This is a genomic window from Pseudomonas sp. RSB 5.4, from assembly GCF_037126175.1.
Lineage (GTDB): Bacteria > Pseudomonadota > Gammaproteobacteria > Pseudomonadales > Pseudomonadaceae > Aquipseudomonas > Aquipseudomonas fluorescens_H.
Map to the genome: position 1 here is coordinate 1,534,364 of NZ_CP146986.1, position 19,432 is coordinate 1,553,795.

General features: G+C 59.3%; 15 protein-coding genes and 2 pseudogenes. 7 read left to right on the forward strand and 10 right to left on the reverse strand.

Annotated elements, in window-relative coordinates; translation table 11 throughout:
* The first annotated feature begins 15 nt into the window (after nt 1-15).
* The 4 genes from V9L13_RS06815 to V9L13_RS06830 all read left to right on the forward strand — a co-directional run bounded on the left by V9L13_RS06815 (nt 16) and on the right by V9L13_RS06830 (nt 5,530).
* Nucleotides 16-459 (forward strand): TspO/MBR family protein, encoded by a 444-nt coding sequence (locus V9L13_RS06815; protein WP_338802840.1) that lies wholly within the window; start codon nt 16-18, stop codon nt 457-459.
* 206 nt (nt 460-665) lie between these two features.
* Nucleotides 666-3,071, forward strand: a complete 2,406-nt coding sequence (locus V9L13_RS06820; protein WP_338801969.1) for a glucose/quinate/shikimate family membrane-bound PQQ-dependent dehydrogenase — start codon at nt 666-668, stop codon at nt 3,069-3,071.
* A gap of 103 nt (nt 3,072-3,174) precedes the next feature.
* Nucleotides 3,175-4,461, forward strand: coding sequence for a carbohydrate porin (locus V9L13_RS06825; protein WP_338801970.1), 1,287 nt, complete (start codon nt 3,175-3,177; stop codon nt 4,459-4,461).
* A 166-nt stretch (nt 4,462-4,627) separates the two neighbouring features.
* Nucleotides 4,628-5,530 carry a bestrophin family ion channel gene (locus V9L13_RS06830; RefSeq protein ID WP_338801971.1) on the forward strand — a complete coding sequence of 301 codons (903 nt, stop codon included), beginning with the start codon at nt 4,628-4,630 and terminating at the stop codon, nt 5,528-5,530.
* Between the two features lie 51 nt (nt 5,531-5,581).
* Here the strand turns inward: V9L13_RS06830 and V9L13_RS06835 are convergent, their stop codons facing one another.
* Nucleotides 5,582-5,824 (reverse strand): hypothetical protein, encoded by a 243-nt coding sequence (locus tag V9L13_RS06835; RefSeq protein ID WP_338801972.1) that lies wholly within the window; start codon nt 5,822-5,824, stop codon nt 5,582-5,584.
* Between the two features lie 292 nt (nt 5,825-6,116).
* Between V9L13_RS06835 and V9L13_RS06840 the strand changes: the two genes are divergently transcribed.
* The gene (locus V9L13_RS06840; protein ID WP_338801973.1) at nt 6,117-6,386 is read left to right on the forward strand and encodes a hypothetical protein; all 270 of its coding nucleotides are present in this window, start codon (nt 6,117-6,119) and stop codon (nt 6,384-6,386) included.
* Between the two features lie 85 nt (nt 6,387-6,471).
* Here the strand turns inward: V9L13_RS06840 and V9L13_RS06845 are convergent, their stop codons facing one another.
* Entirely contained in the window at nt 6,472-7,143 is a 672-nt protein-coding gene (locus tag V9L13_RS06845) for a lipopolysaccharide kinase InaA family protein (RefSeq protein ID WP_338801974.1), read from the reverse strand.
* 251 nt (nt 7,144-7,394) lie between these two features.
* Nucleotides 7,395-7,769 (reverse strand): annotated as a pseudogene (locus V9L13_RS06850) (glutathione S-transferase N-terminal domain-containing protein); the annotation flags it as partial.
* On the opposite strand from V9L13_RS06850, the pseudogene V9L13_RS06855 reads away from it, so the two are divergent.
* A pseudogene (locus V9L13_RS06855) lies at nt 7,752-7,991 on the forward strand (GABA permease); the annotation flags it as partial. The pseudogenes V9L13_RS06850 and V9L13_RS06855 overlap by 18 nt on opposite strands.
* Before the next feature lie 12 nt (nt 7,992-8,003).
* On the opposite strand, the gene V9L13_RS06860 reads toward V9L13_RS06855, so the two are convergent.
* Nucleotides 8,004-9,863, reverse strand: coding sequence for an ABC transporter ATP-binding protein (locus V9L13_RS06860; protein WP_338801975.1), 1,860 nt, complete (start codon nt 9,861-9,863; stop codon nt 8,004-8,006).
* 215 nt (nt 9,864-10,078) lie between these two features.
* Here V9L13_RS06860 and V9L13_RS06865 point away from each other — a divergent pair, with 215 nt between their 5' ends.
* Nucleotides 10,079-13,318 (forward strand): AAA domain-containing protein, encoded by a 3,240-nt coding sequence (locus V9L13_RS06865; RefSeq protein WP_338801976.1) that lies wholly within the window; start codon nt 10,079-10,081, stop codon nt 13,316-13,318.
* A gap of 85 nt (nt 13,319-13,403) precedes the next feature.
* On the opposite strand, the gene V9L13_RS06870 is transcribed toward V9L13_RS06865, so the two are convergent.
* From V9L13_RS06870 to V9L13_RS06895, 6 genes are all read right to left on the reverse strand, one after another.
* On the reverse strand, nt 13,404-15,014 hold the full coding sequence (locus V9L13_RS06870) for a gamma-glutamyltransferase family protein (protein ID WP_338801977.1): 1,611 nt from the start codon (nt 15,012-15,014) through the stop codon (nt 13,404-13,406).
* 25 nt (nt 15,015-15,039) lie between these two features.
* Nucleotides 15,040-16,131, reverse strand: coding sequence for a polyamine ABC transporter substrate-binding protein (locus V9L13_RS06875; protein WP_338801978.1), 1,092 nt, complete (start codon nt 16,129-16,131; stop codon nt 15,040-15,042).
* Between the two features lie 21 nt (nt 16,132-16,152).
* Nucleotides 16,153-16,932 carry an amino acid ABC transporter ATP-binding protein gene (locus V9L13_RS06880; protein WP_338801979.1) on the reverse strand — a complete coding sequence of 260 codons (780 nt, stop codon included), beginning with the start codon at nt 16,930-16,932 and terminating at the stop codon, nt 16,153-16,155.
* A gap of 2 nt (nt 16,933-16,934) precedes the next feature.
* Nucleotides 16,935-17,711 carry an amino acid ABC transporter permease gene (locus V9L13_RS06885; RefSeq protein WP_338801980.1) on the reverse strand — a complete coding sequence of 259 codons (777 nt, stop codon included), beginning with the start codon at nt 17,709-17,711 and terminating at the stop codon, nt 16,935-16,937.
* An 11-nt stretch (nt 17,712-17,722) separates the two neighbouring features.
* On the reverse strand, nt 17,723-18,529 hold the full coding sequence (locus tag V9L13_RS06890) for an ABC transporter substrate-binding protein (protein WP_338801981.1): 807 nt from the start codon (nt 18,527-18,529) through the stop codon (nt 17,723-17,725).
* A 79-nt stretch (nt 18,530-18,608) separates the two neighbouring features.
* Nucleotides 18,609-19,277, reverse strand: a complete 669-nt coding sequence (locus V9L13_RS06895) for a GntR family transcriptional regulator (protein ID WP_103483426.1) — start codon at nt 19,275-19,277, stop codon at nt 18,609-18,611.
* Between the last annotated feature and the right edge of the window lie 155 nt (nt 19,278-19,432).

Sequence of the window (19,432 nt, forward strand, 5' to 3'; positions counted from 1 at the left end):
AAGGAGTGATAAATGGTGACTTTTCTGATTTTTCTGATCGCGTGCGGCGCTGCAGCAACTACCGGGGTGATTTTCAAACCCGGTCAATGGTACGAAGGGCTCAATAAACCCGGATTCACCCCGCCCAATTGGGCGTTTCCGGTGGCCTGGACAATAATCTATCTATTGCTGGCCTGGGCCGGCTATCGCTTGAGCCTGATTCCTGGCAGTCAGACGGTCCTGGCGCTGTGGGCAGCGCAGATTGCCTTGAACACGTTGTGGACGCCGGTGTTCTTCGGCGCACATCAGGTGGCAGCTGCCATGGTGATTCTGCTGGTGCTGTGGCTGGTGGTCGCGGCGATGGTGTTCTTGGCGTTGCGCCTGGATTTGATCACCGGGTTGATCATGTTTCCGTATCTGGCCTGGCTGTGTGTGGCGGCGGCGTTGAATTTCTCTATTCTGCGCAATAACCGCGGCTGATGGCGACAGCTGTCATAACTCCCATTTTTTCTGACAAAAAGGCTTATTTGCAGGCATTCAAAATATCTTTCCAGGCCCTTGAAAGCGCAGGTCCCCGCTCAGGACGGGGATTTCGCAATGAACAACAGTTCATTACTGAATTAGTGATTTAACTAGGTAGTTACCTATCTATATAATGCACGCCTCATTTCAACGGGACATTCAACGTGAAGCAGAGTCAACGCCTCTCGGGCATATCAAAATTCATTCTGGTCGGGCTGGGGGTGATCATCGCCCTGCTCGGCCTGGCACTTGCGGCTGGCGGAGTGAAGCTGGTCAGCCTGGGAGGGTCGTGGTACTTCCTCGTGGGTGGTCTGGTGATGGCCGTTTCCGGTCTGCTGATCGCTCGCTTCAAGACTGCGGGCGCCTGGCTGTTTGCGGCATTTCTGGTGGGGACAGCGATCTGGGCGGTGAGCGATGCCGGGCTGGTGTTCTGGCCGGTGTTCTCGCGTCTGTTCATGTTCAGCACCGTGGGTCTGGCGGTGACGCTGGTCTATCCGCTGCTCAAGCGTGCCAACGGTGGTGTTCCGGGTCGTGGCGCTTACGGCGTTGCCGCTGTCCTGGCCGTGGGACTGGCGGTGGCTGCCGGCAACATGTTCGTTGCGCACCCGACCGTCGCTGCCACCGGCACTGGCCCGGGCCTGACCCCGGTTGAGCCAGACAAGGCGCAAAAAGACTGGGCGCACTACGGCAATACCGAAGGCGGCAGCCGCTTTGCTGCGCTGGACCAGATCAACCGCAACAACGTCGACAAGCTGAAAGTGGCGTGGACCTACCACACCGGTGACGTCGCCGAGAGCGATGGCAACGGTGCCGAAGACCAGCTAACCCCGTTGCAGATCGGCAACAAGGTGTTCATCTGCACCCCGCACAACAACCTGATCGCGCTGGATGCCGACACTGGCAAAGAGCTGTGGAAGAACGCGATCAACGCCAAATCCAAAGTCTGGCAGCGTTGCCGTGGCATGGCCTATTTCGATGCGACCAAGAGCATCGCTCAGCCAAGCAATTCGAGCATCATCGAAGCCAAGCCTGCGCCGGCTGCCAATTGCCAGCGCCGTCTGCTGACTAACACCATCGATGCCCGCCTGATCGCGGTCGATGCCGACACTGGCGAGTTCTGCCAGGGTTTCGGCAACAACGGCCAGGTTGATCTGAAGGCCGGTCTCGGCGACGTGCCGGACAGCTACTACCAGCTCTCCTCCGCGCCGTTGATGGCCGGCACCACTGTGGTGGTCGGCGGTCGTGTCGCCGACAACGTACAGACCGACATGCCGGGCGGCGTGATCCGTGGTTTTGACGTGATCACTGGTGCCATGCGCTGGGCCTTCGACCCGGGCAACCCGCAGGATAAAAAGGCCCCGGCCGAAGGCAGCACCTATGTGCGCAGCACGCCGAACAGCTGGGCGCCGATGTCCTACGATCCGGCGACCAACACCGTGTTCCTGCCGATGGGCAGCTCGTCCACCGACATCTATGGTGTCGAGCGCAGCAAACTCGATCACACCTACGGCGCCTCGATCCTCGCGCTGGACGCCACCACCGGTGATGAACGCTGGGTGTTCCAGACCGTGCACAACGATCTCTGGGACTTCGACCTGCCGATGCAGCCGAGCCTGATCGACTTCACCAAGGACGGCAAAACCGTTCCGGCGCTGGTCATCGGCACCAAGGCCGGACAGATCTACGTGCTCGATCGTGCCACCGGTAAACCGTTGACCGAGGTTAAAGAAGTCCCGGTCAAAGCCGCGAACATCCCGAACGAACCGTACTCGCCAACCCAGCCGAAATCGGTGGGCATGCCACAGATCGGTGCCCAGCATCTGACTGAGTCGGACATGTGGGGCGCCACCCCGTACGACCAGTTGCTGTGCCGGATCGATTTCAAATCGATGCGTTATGACGGCCTGTACACCGCGCCGGGTACCGATAAATCGCTGAGCTTCCCGGGTTCGCTGGGTGGCATGAACTGGGGCAGCATCTCCACTGACCCGGTGCACGGTTTCATCTTCGTCAACGACATGCGCCTGGGTCTGTGGATTCAGATGATCCCGTCGCAGAACAAGGCGCAGGCCTCGTCCGGTGGCGAAGCGTTGAACACCGGTATGGGCGCGGTACCGCTCAAAGGCACGCCTTACGCGGTGAACAAAAACCGCTTCCTGTCGGTGGCCGGCATTCCTTGCCAGGCACCGCCGTTCGGCACCCTGACCGCCATTGACATGAAGACCCAGAAAATCGCCTGGCAGGTTCCGGTCGGCACCGTTGAAGACACCGGTCCCCTGGGTATCCGCATGCACCTGCCGATCAAGATCGGTCTGCCGACCCTCGGCGGCACCCTGTCGACCCAAGGTGGCCTGATCTTTATCGCCGGCACCCAGGACTTCTACCTGCGCGCCCTCAACAGCGCCAATGGCGAAGAAATCTGGAAAGCGCGTCTGCCGGTCGGCAGTCAGGGCGGCCCGATGACCTACGTTTCGCCGAAGACCGGCAAGCAGTACATCGTCATCACCGCCGGTGGTGCACGTCAGTCGACCGATCGCGGCGACTACGTGATGGCCTACGCCTTGCCGTAAGCCGCAGCGCCCGTGCTGAACACGGGCGCTTTCTTTGCGCGCGGCACCTGAGGGTGCCGCGCCGCTTTCCGATATCGCTACAGATTTGAGCAGGAAGATCTCCATGTTTGGTTTTACTCGCAACGGCTGGGTCAACGGCGTGCTGTTGGGCCTGACCTGCACCACCCTGCCCGCCTTCGCCGATACCGATTCGAACCTGTTGACCCGCAACACCCTGACCGGCGATTGGGGCGGTCTGCGGCATCAGATGGACGAAGACGGGATCAAATTCACCGGCGATTACACCGGGGAAATGGCTTACAACGCCGATGGCGGCTTGCACCGCTCCGGCCGTTACTCGCAGAACATCAAGCTCGGCGCGCAGTTCGACCTGAGCAAGTTGTATGGCGTTGAGAACGCCGGCAAGGTCCAACTGACCATCAACGACCGCCGCGGCAACAGCGCCTCGGAAGACCTCGTCGGCAACCGTCTGCCGATCCAGGAAAACTACGGCGGCCTCTACACCCGCCTGACCGAACTCAGTTACGAGCGCAGCCTGTTCACCCCGGCGCTCAACGTGAAACTGGGTTACATGGCCATGGGCAACGACCTCGGCGGCCTCGACAGCGGCATTCTGTGCAACTTCATGAACGCCGGTTTCTGCGGCCATCCGCTGAACATGTCCGGCGGCAGTGGCTGGACCAACTACCCCAACGCGCACTTGGGTGTGCGGGTGAAATACGACTTGTCGTCCTCGTGGCAGTTGCGCGTGGCGGCGTTCAATGTCGATCCCGAGAGCAACGGCAACTCCAGCCGCGCCTGGCATCTGGGCCCAAAACACACCACCGGCACCGTGGTGCCGATCGAGTTGGTGTACAAGCACGCGGGTGAATTGCCCGGTGAATACAAGGTTGGTTACTACTACGACAGCTCCGACGTGAAACGCATCGGCAGCGACAAAGAAGTGTCCGGCCGTGGCGGGCATTACCTGCTGATCGATCAGGCCGTTTGGAGTTCGCAATCGTCCGAGGGCCGCAGCCTGCATGCCTTCGGCCAATACTCGGCGGCCAGCGAAGCGGCTTCGCCATTCAGCAAGTGGTACGGCACTGGTCTGGTGTTGTACAAACCGTTCGAAGGTCGACCGCGTGACACCGTTGCTCTTGGCTACGGCCGCGCGGTGCCTAATCCGCGCAGCCGCGACGTGCAACAGGATGCCGCCATGGCCAACGGCACGCAGTTTCCGAACCTGGACAGTGGCGAACAGTTGATCGAACTCGGCTACGGCTATCAGGCCACGCCGTGGCTGACGCTGCGCCCGAACATGCAATACATCATCGAACCGGGGGCGTTTTCCGGGCAGGACATCGACAATGCGTTGGTGTTTGGCTTGCAGGTTAAAGCTTCACTCTGAGCTTTCTGACGAAACTTCAGGCCATAAAAAGCCCGGCGTGATTGCCGGGTTTTTTATGGCCTGCAAATTGTCGTAACCAAGATGCTCGGTCGACACCGAACCTTTACCCCCGAACCAGCGTCCGAGCTAGGGCGTTCACGCTTACCGCTCGCCACGAGGTTCCCGTTTGAAAGCTGCCATCGTCAAAAAATACCGTCTGATCATCAAGACCATGGGCTACGTGGGCTGGTCGCTGTTCTGGCTGTTGCTCTGGGACATCGCCGTCACCGTCGACTTCATGTTGTTCCTCAACGCCAAGATCAACCTGCCGCTGATGCCGCTGACATTGCTCGGTTCAGCGCTGGTGGTGCTGATCAGTTTTCGCAACAGCAGCGCCTATAACCGTTGGTGGGAAGCGCGAACCCTGTGGGGCATGATGATCAACAGCTCGCGCAGCTTCGCCCGGCAGGTGCTGACGCTGCTGGATGACTCCGATAGCGAAGTGAATCCGCTGAAGGCGACGCTGTTGCGCCGCCATGTGGCGTATGTAAATTGCCTCGCCGCGCATCTGCAAGGCCAGCCTTGCCCGGAAGAAGTCCGCGCGTTCATCCCGGCAGATGAGTTCGCCCGCAGCGGCACCACCAACAACTTTGCCAACGACATCCTCACCGGTTCCGCGGCGTTACTGGCCCGGGAATACAAGGCCGGGCGCCTCGACAGCATTCGGCTGGCACGGTTGGAATCGACGATGGTCGATCTATCCAACAGCCAGGGCGGGATGGAGCGGATCGCCAATACCCCGCTGCCCTACCCTTACGTGTATTTTCCACGCCTGTTTATTTCGCTGTTCTGCCTGATTGTGCCAGTGGGGCTGGTGGAATCGCTGGGCTGGTTCACCCCGCTCGCCTCGACGGTGGTGGGCTTCATGTTGCTGGCCATCGAACGCATCGGCACCGACCTGCAAAGCCCGTTTCGCCATAGCGAGCACCAGATCCAGATGGAAGCCCTGTGCGAAACCATCGAGAAAAACCTGCAGTCAATGCAGCGTGATTCGTTGGGGGATGTGCACAGGGTTGAAGAACCGGCTTGAAGACGTGATCTGAGGGACGCCAGGGCGTGAAGCCCTGGCGAGTCGCAAGTGTTACTTTTTCTTTTTCGCCGGCTTGTCAGCCTTTTTGGAATCCTTGGCCTTTTCCGGCTTGCTATCGGCTTTTTTTGCAGACTTCTTCGGTTCGGCGTCTTTCTTCTTGTCTTTCTTGTCGGAGGACTTGGAAAGTGCCGAGGCTGCCGCTGATTTCTTTTCCGGCGCAGACTTTTTGTCTTTCAAGTCCTTGCTGGCTTTCGAAGCATCGTCTTTTTTGCTTTTCTTCTCGTCTTTAGCCACGTTGACCACCTCTCGAAATGTGCCGGTATTGGCACCGGGCCTGTGCGAATGAACACAAGCTGATCGTTAGGCGCGGGCGTTTGGGCGGGGTTCAGATTATTTGACTCGATCCAGCGCCCTTGACGAAGACCGGCCGCTCAACAAGTTGTCAATAGCACAGTTGTGCGACTGTTCCGCAGATAGCGCAGTGATAGGCTTTTCTGGCGTGACATACGCGAATGCCCGATCTGTTCAGAAGGCAGGTCGGGGCCAATGTTTAAGCCCGCTGTCAGCTAACTGAAAGGATTCGAACATGAAAAAGTCCATGACTACTCTGGCCATCGCCGCGACACTCGCTCTCGCCGCAACGGTCACAAACGCTGCCGTGCATCCTACGACCATCACTGCTCCACAGACGGTCAAGCAGGCGACCGCCTCGATTGACACGCCTTTCTCAACACAACAGAAAGCTGGAGAAATCCAGACGGCCAGCCTGGCCAGAAGTTGCTCTGATGAGCGTTATTCCTGGTGGGAATTCAGTGGCTGGGAAATAATCGCCTGTCTCGGAAGCGGTCAGTGGTAATTATTCAGACGAGTCTGGTGCGTGGCTTATGTGCTGAGCACGCACCAGCGACTGTTATAGCCAACTCGTGAATTTGCACACCTGCTTACAGGGTTCTACCAATGGCTTGCTCATAACTCGAAAGAAAATGCCGCCACTGCGATTCATCCCAGAAAGAATGCCGTCTGAGTTGTGGAATGTCGTGACGCGCCGCGCCCATTGCCGTAGCACGACCGCGAGATTTCTCCAAGTCAAGCAGCGCCAGTTCGAAATCGAAGTCTGCGTCGGTAATCGACGCCTTGATAAAGATGTGTTTGGAACGCATGCAACCGTGCTGCCATTTGCCCGAGTGCATCCGCGCCAGCATTTGCGCCAAACGTTCAAGAACTCGCAGATGTTGCTCTGTGGTCAACAGGCTTGCAGTGCCCTGGCTATACCAGGTATCCAGATCGGTGAAGCCGCCCAGATCTTTGGTAACCAAGACCCCCTGCCATACGCCATCGACTTTTCTCGCGCCATAAAATACCGGTCTTGGCGCATTCACGCCCAGTTGTTCGAGTCTTGAAAGGGCAACGCCTTCACGCAATGCGGTGGGTCGGCCAGTGGGGTAACGGAGACTGCGGAACAAATGGCCGGTCTGACGCTTTACGAAAAACGCCTTGTCACCCTGAACAACCAACTGGACACCGCTGGTGCCGCTGCGGCGCACATTCGGAGGTTCCACCCACGATCCGTACGTATCCCACCAGAAATCAAACTCATCGCGTGCCCTGCCCATTGTCCGCTCCATTTATTGTAGAAATTTTGTTCGTGCGACATTTGCATGAGGGTCGCAACAGCAGATCAGTCTGTCGGTGGACGTTAATAGTTCCCTCGTTGTTCGAGGATTTTAGGGTCAGTTTTGGGCTTTTACGCAACTACGTGAAGGAAATTGGCTAGATACGTTGCCGGGAGACCAGCCTGAGACATCAACCGTAAAATGCAGGCCGGCGAGATTCGCTACGCGGCAATCGTCAGGTTGGCGGGCCGCTACATCCTAGGCCGTTGCAATTTGACCCACTCCTGGACGGTTGGTCGTTGCCATTGGCCGAACAGGTATTCGGGACTGTCGGCAAGTAGCGTTTGTGCGGCACCGAACAGCTTGCGCGCTGCCGACTCGGCGAACGACGACAAGGGCTTTGATTTGAGTCCATAAAACACAACCAATGTGGATCGCTCCTGGCGAATGGGCAACAGATCACTGCGCACCCATGCCTGGACTTGTCGTGCCTTTACACGCAGCCAAAGGTCTTGTGGGTACACCGGCGACTGAGGGAAAACGTCTTCCAGGTACTCAGTGATCGCCGACGATTCAGACAAGGCGAAGTCGCCGTGCACAAGAGTAGGTACTCGCTGGGTCGTCGCGGCGATGCGCCGAAAGCGCTGAAGGCGACTTCCGCGGCCGGTGTGCCACGCGCCGCCGTCATCGCCAGCACCGTGCTCGGCGCGTCGATCACCGTGTGGAGCTACTTCATGCCCGCCGGGCTGTTCGAGTTCCTGCTGGCCAGTTCCGGGGCGATTGGCTTGCTGGTGTACATGGCGATTGCGGTGTCGCAGCTGCGCATGCGGCGGATATTGCAACAGCGCAAGGTCGGTGGGTCAGGCCTGATCCATCGCCTCGACCACGCCTTTGTCCTCACCCAGGAAGCCGCCGCTCTGATGCGCCCACAGCCGCGCATACACACCGTTCTTCTCCAGCAATTCGGAATGGGTGCCCTGCTCGATGATGCGCCCGTCATCCATCACAATCAGCCGATCCATCGCCGCAATCGTCGACAGTCGATGAGCAATCGCAATCACGGTTTTGCCCTGCATCATTTCATCGAGGCTTTCCTGAATCGCCACTTCGACTTCCGAGTCCAGTGCACTGGTGGCTTCGTCGAGCAGCAGGATCGGCGCGTTCTTCAGCATCACTCGGGCAATCGCCACCCGTTGGCGCTGGCCGCCGGACAGCTTGATCCCGCGTTCACCCACCAAGGTGTCGTAGCCGGTGTGTCCTTGCCGATCACTCAACTGGCTGATGAACTCATCAGCTTGAGCGTTGGCAGCGGCGCGGCGGATCTGTGCGTCGGTGGCATCGGGGCGGCCGTAGGCGATGTTGTCGCGAATCGAGCGGTGCAGCAGCGAAGTGTCCTGGGTGACCATGCCAATCGCGCTGCGCAGGCTGTCCTGAGTCACGTGCGCAATGTTCTGGCCGTCGATACGAATCTCGCCGCTGTCGACGTCATAGAAGCGCAGCAGCAGGTTGATCAGGGTGGATTTGCCGGCACCGGAGCGGCCCACCAGACCGATTTTTTCACCGGGGCGGATGCTCAGACTCAGGCCGTCAAGCACCTGACGTTCGCCACCGTAGTTGAACTTGACCTTGTCGAAGGTCACCGCGCCGCCAGAAGTGACCAACACGCCGGCATCTGGCGCATCCTGCACCTTGGTGCCTTGAGTCAGCGTCGCCATGCCGTCCTGAACGGTGCCGATGCTTTCGAACAGCGAAGTCATTTGCCACATGATCCAGTTCGACATGCCATTGATCCGCAACGCCATGGCGGTGATCGCCGCCACCGCACCGGCGCCGACATCGCCCTGATGCCACAGCCACAGGGCGTAACCACCGGCGGACATGATCAACCCCACCACCAGGGCCTGGTTGACGATTTCGAACAGGCTGACCAGACGCATCTGGCGAAAACCGGTCTGCTTGAAATCCTCCATCGCCGCCCGCGCGAAGTGCGCTTCGCGATTGGAATGAGAGAACAGCTTGACCGTGGTGATGTTGGTGTACGCGTCGGCGATACGCCCGGTCATCATCGACCGCGCATTGGCCTGCTCCTGTCCGACCTTGCCCAGACGCGGCACGAAGTACCACATGGCCAGGCCAAACAGCACGACCCAAGCGAGAAACGGCAGCATCAGTTTCAGCGCAAAGCCGCCGGCCAGGGCGATGATCGCGATGAAGTACACACCGATCCCGGGCAAGATCTCGATCATGGTGAACAGCACGTCGCGTACGGCGAGCGCCGTCTGCATCACCTTGGTCGTGACCCGACCGGAAAACTCATCGGAGAAAAACGAGAGGCTTTGCCGCAGCATCAGCCGGTGGAAATCCCAGCGCAGGCGCAGCGGCAAGTTAATTGCCAATATTTGGTGCTGGACCATGGTGCGCAACGCCACCAGCCCGACACTGAGCACCATGACGATGCCCATGCCCCACAGCACGCGGCTTTCTTGCACAGCCGCTTCGCCACCGGCTTGCCAGGTCGAGAGCAGGTCGACGACCTGACCGAGGAAGGAAAACAGCCACGCTTCATAGACCGACACGGCGGCGCTGAGCAGCGCCAGCGCCAGGATGTAGCCGCGTGCGCCCCGGGTGCAGGCCCACAGGAATTTAGCCAGGCCGTTGGGCGGAGGTGGCACCTCGTCAGGCGGGAAAGGGTCGAGTCTTCGTTCAAACACACGAAGCATGGTGTTCTCCAAAACAGTCAAGTCAGGGAGATTCTGCCATCGAATGGGGGCTGGGAGGTCTTTGTGAAAAAGTGTGTGTTCATCGCGACTGGACAAAGACGTGCCGGGTTGATGACGATGCGTCCACTGCCATCGACCGATGATCCCGCGAAGGGTGATGCCTGATATCCTTGGCTCAAAGGAATTCAGGCCCAGCGCTTTCAAGGACGCTTTAAATGAACTCGCAAAATATCGTGCGCTATTGGCACGCCGTCGAACTGTTGCAACCCCAGGCGGTCCCCAAGCTGAAAAAGCGTGATGGCGACTACCAGCCCTTTTATCAGGACATTCCCACCTCGGCGCAAATCCTGCCGTGGATGCCGGCCAACCCACTGAGCCGGCAGCGCCTGCCGAGCAAACGCGTATGGAGCCACACGCTCTACGCACACCTCTACGACAACCTGACGGTCGCTCACCGATTAGCAGAGTTGTACGGGGCAGACCAAGGTTACAAAGAACCACAAAAACGTGTTTCCGCCCTGTACGCGCTGAAGTTCAACGATCAAGGCATGATGCTGGTCGACAGCCTGGTATTGTCCAGCGAGGCATGGTTCCTCGGTTGCGCGATCAATAACAGGGACTGGACACGCGGCTTCGAGGAAACCCAGGATTCCCTTCGTGAACAGTCCAGAAGCCTGCTAGGGGGTGTGGTTCAGGCTGCCGATCTGGCTTGGCTGACTGACTCCATCCGCAAAACCCTGGGACTCGAAGAGTTTTTCGGCGACGTGCCGCGCGGGCATCGCTTTCGCTCGGCGCCCATCAACCCGAACAAGTCAGAACAGGAAGACGACCCACTCAACAGCTTCCTGCTCAGCGATCTGGCCGACATGGCTGAAGCCCTTTCCCGTGGTGAAACGAGCGCGCCATTGGCCCGCTATCTGAGCCATCATGACTCGACTCAGCGCCTGCATCTGGACAAGCCCGGTGCCGATCTGGCGCTGATCGATCGTCTTGCGCCTTCGCGCTACGCCGCCGGTTGCTGGCCCGCCGAAAAACATCTGGGCTTGGTGCACTCGCAGCAACTGGCAGTCAACAGCCTGCTGCATAACCTCGGCAATACCCCCGGCATCATGGGGGTCAACGGACCACCTGGAACCGGCAAGACCACCCTGCTACGCGACCTTATCGCTGCAGTAGTGACACAACGGGCCGACGTGCTGGCCTCACTGGGCAGAGCCTCAGAGGCGTTTATCAAGGACGGTCGTGAAACCGCCAACGACGGCGGGCGCGATCGCTACGCCTATCAACTCGACCCGCGCCTGTTCGGTTTCGAGATGGTCGTCGCATCCTCCAACAATGGCGCCGTCGAGAACGTCACGCTTGAGCTACCTCAGCAAGACAAGGTCGACCCGTCGTGGTTGCCCGACGCAGAGTACTTCAGCGACCTGGGCAAGTTGACCAGTGGCAAGCCCGCATGGGCAATGATTTCTGCGGCATTGGGTAGCAAAGCCAAACGCACGCAATTCGTCGACCGTTTTTTCTACGGCAAACTTCCGCCTGAAGCGGACAAGGCCAAAGACGAAGCCGAAACGCCTGACCCCGAAACAGTCGATATCTGGGGCCTGGATGAAGACATTTACGATAACGAGCCCCCGGCTGATAGCCCCGAAGCGGATGACACTGAAGCCAAAACGCCCCCCAAAGGCATGCGCGAATGGCTGTCCGAACAAGCAGCGTTGATGAAGGCGCTTACGTCCAGTGAAAAAGCCGGTCTCTGGCGCGAGGCAGTCAAACACTATCTGGACGCCAAAGATGCAGAACAGGCTTTGCGTGGTCAGGTAGAAGATATTCTGGAACGGGTTCAGGCCGTGATCAGCGCCAAGGCCCGGCTCAAGCAGATGCAGGAGCATTTTCAGATCCGTCGCACCCAGCGCAGCGATCTCGACAAGGAACAAACGACGCTGGAAACCCTGCAGCTCGCACCCGCGCGCGAGCAACTGCAGGGCGAACTCCGGGCGCTTGAATCGAACCTGATAAAAAAACCTGGTTTTCTCGCCAACCTCTTCAGCCTGTGGGGGGCTTATCGTATTTGGGCTGCCCGCCAGCGTTTGCTTGAAGGTACACACGCCTTGGCCAAGGACGCGTTCGACAGTGTGCAACGCCAGTTGCAACGCATCATTGGCCGACTCAACGAGTTGGATCGACAACTGGCCGCTGATGAACTGGAGATCCACGAAGCTGTGCGACATGCCGGTGTACAGCTCGACAACGCACGCAGCGTTGCTCAGGCCGGGCAGGCAGAACATCTGTTGCTCTGGCTGGAACAGGGTCAAATCGGCAGAGGCAGCGAAATCGAATTGGCCGAGCCGTGGATCGTCGAAGGTTGGCGTCAGGCCCGGGCGAAGGTGTTCATCGAAGCACTCAAATTGCATCGCACGTTCTTTCAGATTGAAGCCTCGCGCATGGGCTACAACCTGACGTTCGTCACCAGCATGCTGACCGGTAGTCGTTATTTCGGAGTTTCCCAATCCGCGGTGCGCTCTGCATGGGCTTCGCTGTTCATGGTCGTACCGGTGCTCAGCAGTACTTTCGCCTCATTTGCCCGTTCCTTCGGCAGCCTTGGGTGTAGCGAGATCGGGTGGTTGTTGGTGGATGAAGCGGGTCAGGCTACACCACAGGCAGCTGTGGGAGCACTATGGCGCTCGCGCCGAGCGGTATTGGTTGGTGACCCACTGCAACTGGAACCGATCGTCACGGTTTCCGATGCGGTGCTTGAACACATGCGCACCCGTTATCAGGTTGACGCTCACTGGCTGCCGAACCGCCAGTCCGCTCAGACACTCGCCGATGAGGCCACTCCCTGGGGGCGCATGGCCGGGCCGAGGGGAAAAAAATGCTGGGTCGGCCTGCCTTTGGTAGTTCATCGTCGCTGCGATAGACCGATGTTCGACCTGGCCAACCGCATCGCCTACGACGGCGCGATGGTCTACGGAACGATTGCGCCCTCACCCGCCAAGGAAACGCCAGCCTCTCTACTCACTGGATGGGTGCATGCCAGTGGAAGGTCCTCTGGCAACTGGGTCGATAGTGAAGGTCAGGCACTGGACCGTTTGCTGGCGCAGCTCAAGGCGGATGGCGTACCGCTGGACAGCATCGCCGTCATTACGCCGTTTCAGGACGTGCGCAACCATCTCAAGGATCGCCTGCACGCCAAGATGGTTCGCGGCACGATTCACACGATGCAGGGCAAAGAGGCGGCGGTGATCATTCTTGTACTGGGCGGAAGCAGTGAAAACGATGGGGCTCGTGAATGGGCAGTCTCTAAACCCAATCTGCTCAATGTCGCCGCCACTCGGGCCAAACGCCGGCTGTATGTGATCGGTGATCGCAATGACTGGAGGCAACGCAAACTCTTTTGTGATGTCATGGAGTTTTTACCCAACCATTGCGAGATGACCACCTGCAGCACGGTTTGACGAAAAACGTTTTTGCCCCTTTGACCTTTCTTCGCACTAGCGGTCAGAGGGGCAATGCTCGTCAATACCCGGCCACCAACCTGCTTTACCAAACCGCGATATGCGAATCCGCCCTCGGCTCAGTCCCCCCACACAACACACCCGTCACCGGATCACGCAGAATGATCTGCCCTCGTCCGTAATCCGTCAGATCACTGGCGATCTGCACCTCATGCCCGCGACGCGCCAACGCATTGGCCAGATCCCTTGAAGCGCCCTGTTCGATGCCGACCTTCATCCCGCCAAGCCACTGCCAGCGCGGCGCGTCCAGTGCCGATTGCGGGTTCAGGCCGAAATCCACCAGGTTCATGACCATCTGCACATGGCCCTGCGGCTGCATGTAGCCGCCCATCACACCGAACGGGCCCAACGCTTGACCGTCCTTGGTGAGGAAACCAGGAATAATCGTATGAAAGGTCTTTTTGCCCGGCGCCAACGCGTTGGCATGCTCGGGATCCAGGCTGAATTCCTGCCCACGGTTCTGCAGGGCGATGCCGCTATCCGGCAGCACTACGCCTGAGCCGAAGCCGTGATAATTGCTCTGGATGAACGACACCATATTGCCCTGCCCGTCCGCCGTGGCCAGGTACACCGTGCCGCTGGCGTGGGGATCGCCCGGCTTCGGCGGCTGCGCCTGTTCGCCGATCTGAGCGCGGCGGCGGGCGCTGTACTCGTCGCTCAACAGATCGGCGACGGCCACGCGCATGTGCAGCGGATCCGTGATGTAGTGCAGACCATCGCTGTAGGCCAGTTTCATTGCCTCCAGTTGCCGGTGCCAGGTCTGCTGGCTGTCACGGTGATCGAAGTCGAAACCCTCGAGAATCTTCAGCGCCATCAAGGCGACCAGACCCTGCCCGCTCGGCGGGATTTCCCAGACATCCACGCCACGGTAATTGACGTGAATCGGCTCCACCCATTGCGCGCGGTAATGCTCCAGATCCGTAGCGCGAAGATAGCCACCCGTTGCCCGTGAATGCGCATCCAGGCGTTGCGCCAACGCGCCGCGATACAAACTCTCGCAACGGGTAGCCGCCAATTCTTCAAGGGTTCGCGCCTGAGCCGGGTTACGGAATAGCTCCCCGGCCTTGGGCGCGCGACCGTCAATCAGGAACGTATCGAACCAGGCCTGTAGCACTTGATCGCGATGGGGAGTGAACTCATCCAGCGCGATCTGCCACTGATGGGCAACTACCGGCGACAGCGGAAAACCGTCTCTGGCCAGATTGATCGCCGGTTGCAGCAGATCGGCGAACGGTAATAAGCCAAAGCGTTGCGACAGCTCGGCCCAGGCCGATGGGCAACCGGGAACCGTCACCGGCGTCCAGCCATAGAGCGGCATTTGCTCATGGCCTGCTGCTGTTACCGCTTCGATACTTAACGACGCCGGGGCATGGCCGTTGGCATTGAGGCCATGCAACTGATCCTTGAACCAGACCAGCGCAAACGCATCACCGCCCAGGCCACAGCCCGTAGGCTCGACCACGGTCAGGGCCGCCGCCGTGGCGATGGCGGCGTCGATCGCATTGCCGCCCTTTTGCAGCATTTCGATGCCGGCCTGTGCGGCCAAAGGTTGGGACGCCGCGACCATGCCACGACGGGCAAACACGCTTTGGCGTTGCGACGGATAGGGATATTCGTGAGCAGAAAATTTCAACATGGCAGAGGCTCTTCAAATCAGCAATTCATTGGCCGGACTTGATCCGGTTCCATTCGCGGGTGATCAGGCGCTGGATGTTTTCCGGCAGATCGGCGGAGACGAAGGCATGGTTGATCACTTCGTCAGACGGGTAGATCCCCGGGTTGCCGCTGACCTTCGGGTCCATCAACGCCGTGGCGTCCTTGTTTGGATTGGCGTAGCCGACGTAATCACTGACCGGCGCAATCACCTCAGGGCGCAGCAAGTAGTTGATGAACGCATGGGCGTTGGCGATATTGCCGGCATCCTTGGGAATCGCCAGCATGTCGAACCAGAGGTTCACGCCTTCCTTGGGAATCAGGTAGCGGATATCGATATTTTTTCCGGCCTCGCGTGCCCGGGTTTGGGCCTGCATCACGTCACCGGAATAGCCGATCGCCACGCAGATATCGCCATTGGCCAGGTCGGCGGTGTACTTCGATGAGTTGAAGTAGGTCACAGAGGGACGCAGAGTCATCAACAGTTTAGAAGCCTGTTTGTAGTCGTCGGGCTTGACGCTGTTGGGGTCCAGCCCGAGATAAAGCAGGGCCTGGGGGATGATCTTCACAGGGGCATCGAGGAAGGCCACGCCGCAGTTTTTCAGTTTGGCGAGGTTCTGCGGATCGAACACCATCGACCACGAATCGAGCGGCACATCCTTGCCGAGCACGGCGCGCACCTTCTCCTCGTTGTAGCCGATGCCCACCGTGCCCCACATGTACGGCACGGCGTATTGGTTGCCGCGGTCGGCAGCCTGCAGACGCTGCATCAGACGTGGATCGAGGTGCTTCCAGTTATCCAGCAATCCGCGTTGCAGCGGCTGGTAGGCGCCGGCGCGAATCTGTTTCGAAAGAAACTGGCTGGACGGCACCACCACGTCGTAGCCCGAATGCCCGGAGAGCAACTTGGCCTCGAGCATTTCATTGGTGTCGAAGATGTCGTACTGAACCTTGATCGTGCTGTCTTTTTCGAAATTCTTCAGCGTGTCGGGGCCGATGTAATCGGACCAGTTGTAAACCTTCACCACCGAATCGGCAGCCTGAAGCATGGGCACCACGGCGGCGCAGCACAGCGCCGCGAACAAGCTCGATAAACGCATCGTCAAAATCCTTGTGAAGTTTCACAGCACGCGGCTGAGAAAGGCTTGGGTACGGGGATGGGTGGGACGACTGAAAATCTGTTCCGGCGGGCCTTGTTCGATCAGTTCACCCTGATCGAGCACCACCACCCGGTCGGCCACCTCGCGGGCAAAACCCATTTCATGGGTGACCACGACCATGGTCATGCCCTCTTCGGCCAACTCCTTCATCACTTGCAGAACCTCGCCGACAGTTTCCGGGTCGAGGGCGCTGGTGGGCTCGTCGAACAGCATCGCCTGTGGCTTCATCGCCAGCGCTCGGGCAATGGCGACGCGTTGCTGCTGACCGCCGGAAAGCATCGACGGGTAATGACTGGCCTTGTCCGCCAGACCGACCCGTTTGAGCAGTGCCTGCGCCTGCTCCAGCGCAGCCTGGCGCGGCACACCCAACACCTGAATCGGTGCTTCGATAATGTTTTCCAAGGCGGTCATGTGCGGGAACAGGTTGAAGCGCTGGAACACCATGCCGATGTCCCGGCGCTGGCGAGCGATGTTGCGTTCCGAGTCGCGCACCAGACTGCCGTCAGCCCGCGTGCGATAGCCCATGGGCCGGCCGCTGACCCGAATCTCCCCGGACTGAATGTCTTCGAGCAGGTTGATGCAGCGGATAAACGTGGTCTTGCCCGAACCTGAGGCGCCAATCAGCACCACCACTTCGCCACGGCGCACTTGCAGCGAGATGCCCTTGAGAATCTGCAGATCGCCGAAGGACTTGTGAATGTTCAGCGCCTCGATGATCAGCTCGTCACTTTGATGCGCCATGATTAGCGTCCCCTCAGCAGTTTCAGCGTGTTGCGCCCGAACATCCGGCTGGAGGCCGGCGGCGGCGAAGATGGTCTGTCGGACTGGCCGAAACGGCTCTCCAGCCAGCGCTGAAAGAAGCCCCACAGCGTGGTGAGCAACAGGAAATAAATCGCCACCACCAGGTACAACTCGAACACCCGAAAAGTCGCCGAGGTGACCATCTGCGTGCTGAGCAACAGCTCCTGCACGCCGATCACGCTGACCAGCGTGGTGTTTTTCAGCATCACGTTGAATTCATTGCCCAGCGGCGGCACGATCACCCGGAACGCCTGCGGCAGGACGATACGGCGCATCAATTTGGCGAAGGTCATGCCCAGCGAGCGCCCGGCCTCGTATTGGCCCTTGTCCACGGCGCCGATGCCGGCGCGGATGATCTCGGCCATGTATGCGCCTTCGTTGAGGCCCAGAGCAATGATCGCCGCCTGAATGTTGCCGGGGATCACCAGCCCGAACAGCTCAATGTCTTCGAAGCGAAAAATCCCGCCCGCCGCCAGCGCCGTGTAGAGAAAGACGATTTGCACCAGCAACGGCGTGCCGCGCATCAGCCACACATAAAAGCGCACCGGCAGATGCAGCAGAGGGTTCTTCGACAAGCGCAACAATGCGGCGGCCAGCCCCAACACACAGCCGAGCAACATCGCCAACACACTGATCAGGCAGGTCAGCCAGAGCCCGGTGAGGTACACGCCGCTGGGCTGCAACAGGTACTGCCAGAACACATCCCAATTGAAGTTCATCAACGCTTACCTCAATCGAGTGTGTCGCTGGAGACGTGCCACTTGTTCAGAAGCTGGTTGTAGCTGCCATCGCCGCGCATGTCGCTGATGATTTGCTGCACCGCAGCGCTCAGTTGCGGATCGTCCTTGCGAATGCCCAGACCGGTGAGGATCCGGCTGAAGGCCGGTACGCCTTCCTCGAACAGGTCCGGAGCCATCGCAGCGTAATAGCCGGCGGTTTCCACCGTGGTGCCGTAAGCGTCGACCTGACTGATGCGCAGCGCCTGAAAGGCATCGGTGTCGGTGTTGTAGACCACCAGTTTCATCGGCGGCTTGCCGGCCTTGGTCAGGCTTTCATTTTCGGTGTCGAGCAAGGTCTTGATGGTCGAGCCGTTGAGCACCGCGATCTTGTGCCCGCTCAGATCCGCGAGGGTTTTCAGCGCCTTCGGATTGCCCTTGGGCACCACCACCGCCTGACTGGAATACATGTAGTTGACGATGTCGATCACCTCACGGCGCTCGGGCTTGTCGAACAACTGATCGACGATCATGTCGCACTGTTTGGCGAGCAACGCCGGGAGCAATCCGGAAAACGGAATCACCCGCCAATCAACTTTCTTGTCGCCCAGACGCTTGGCGATTTCCAGTCCCAGGTCGACGGTCAGGCCTTTGGGCTTTTGCGCTTCATCGAAGGACACCAGTGGCGGCGAATCCATGCCCGAGCAATAGGTGAGTTTGTCGACCTTGACCAGACGCTCCGGCACCGTCGGTGCGGCAAGCGCCCACTGCGAACAGAGCCCGAGGGAAATTGCAGCCAGTAACAGGCGAGACGTATGCATGACCAGACACTCCAGTTCGGTTAGTAACGGGGCAGTACTCAAAGTCAAAACATCGGCGGATTCGGGTTCCGCTCTGTGGTTATTTTTCCGATTGCAGAAACTTGATCAGCTCGGGCACCGTGCCTTCGATGTGTTCACGCACCACGGCCTCGGCCTTGTGGGCGTCGCCGGCGCGAATCGCATCAAGGATCATCTGATGTTCCTGGCGCGCACTCAGGGGCTTTTCGATGTGCTGTAACCACAGGCGCATGGGCGCTTCGATCAGCGCGTAGAGGGCGCTGATCTGCTTCAGCAGCCGTGGGCGATCGCTGAGGCTGCACAGGTACTCATGGAACTTGCGATGGCGACTGACCCACGCCGCACTCTCCTCGCGGTAGTCATCCATTTCATCGAGAAGCCGCTCCAGCGCCGTCAACTGACGCTCGCTGATCTTTGGTACGGCGATGCGAATCGCCAGTCCTTCCAAGGCGCTGCGCATCTCAAAGACTTCATGCATTTGCTCGACATCCAGACCGCTGACCACCGCGCCGCGGTTGGGCCGCAGTGTCACCAGGCCCTGCGCATCGAGGCGGCGAAAGGCTTCGCGCACCGGCATACGGCTCATGCCGATTTCACTGGCGATGTCCTCGGCGATCAACCGGTCACCCTTGCGATAACGACCGCCGCAGATGCCTTCCAACAGAAAGTTGTAGGCCTCCTCCTCGGCGGTCATCGGTTGACGCTGGTCATAGGCGGGAGCGAATTGCATGGCAGCACCTTTTGTCTTTTTGTATCCAATTATCCACGGATACAAAAAAGCACGATGCATGCCAGATTTCTCCGCACCGTGCCAAGCGCTTGATTTGAATGATTTAAGCGGAAAACAGCGATCAGCTCCTGCTGCGCCGAACTTGGGACGTGCTA

What these genes read in the sequence shown, in the direction of transcription:
- V9L13_RS06825 (WP_338801970.1), top strand. Translation starts at nt 3,175, where the DNA reads ATGTTTGGTTTTACTCGCAACGGCTGGGTCAACGGCGTGCTGTTGGGC.
- V9L13_RS06840 (WP_338801973.1), top strand. Translation starts at nt 6,117, where the DNA reads ATGAAAAAGTCCATGACTACTCTGGCCATCGCCGCGACACTCGCTCTC.
- V9L13_RS06845 (WP_338801974.1), bottom strand. Translation starts at nt 7,143, where the DNA reads ATGGGCAGGGCACGCGATGAGTTTGATTTCTGGTGGGATACGTACGGA.
- V9L13_RS06860 (WP_338801975.1), bottom strand. Translation starts at nt 9,863, where the DNA reads ATGCTTCGTGTGTTTGAACGAAGACTCGACCCTTTCCCGCCTGACGAG.
- V9L13_RS06865 (WP_338801976.1), top strand. Translation starts at nt 10,079, where the DNA reads ATGAACTCGCAAAATATCGTGCGCTATTGGCACGCCGTCGAACTGTTG.
- V9L13_RS06870 (WP_338801977.1), bottom strand. Translation starts at nt 15,014, where the DNA reads ATGTTGAAATTTTCTGCTCACGAATATCCCTATCCGTCGCAACGCCAA.
- V9L13_RS06875 (WP_338801978.1), bottom strand. Translation starts at nt 16,131, where the DNA reads ATGCGTTTATCGAGCTTGTTCGCGGCGCTGTGCTGCGCCGCCGTGGTG.
- V9L13_RS06880 (WP_338801979.1), bottom strand. Translation starts at nt 16,932, where the DNA reads ATGGCGCATCAAAGTGACGAGCTGATCATCGAGGCGCTGAACATTCAC.
- V9L13_RS06885 (WP_338801980.1), bottom strand. Translation starts at nt 17,711, where the DNA reads ATGAACTTCAATTGGGATGTGTTCTGGCAGTACCTGTTGCAGCCCAGC.
- V9L13_RS06890 (WP_338801981.1), bottom strand. Translation starts at nt 18,529, where the DNA reads ATGCATACGTCTCGCCTGTTACTGGCTGCAATTTCCCTCGGGCTCTGT.
- V9L13_RS06895 (WP_103483426.1), bottom strand. Translation starts at nt 19,277, where the DNA reads ATGCAATTCGCTCCCGCCTATGACCAGCGTCAACCGATGACCGCCGAG.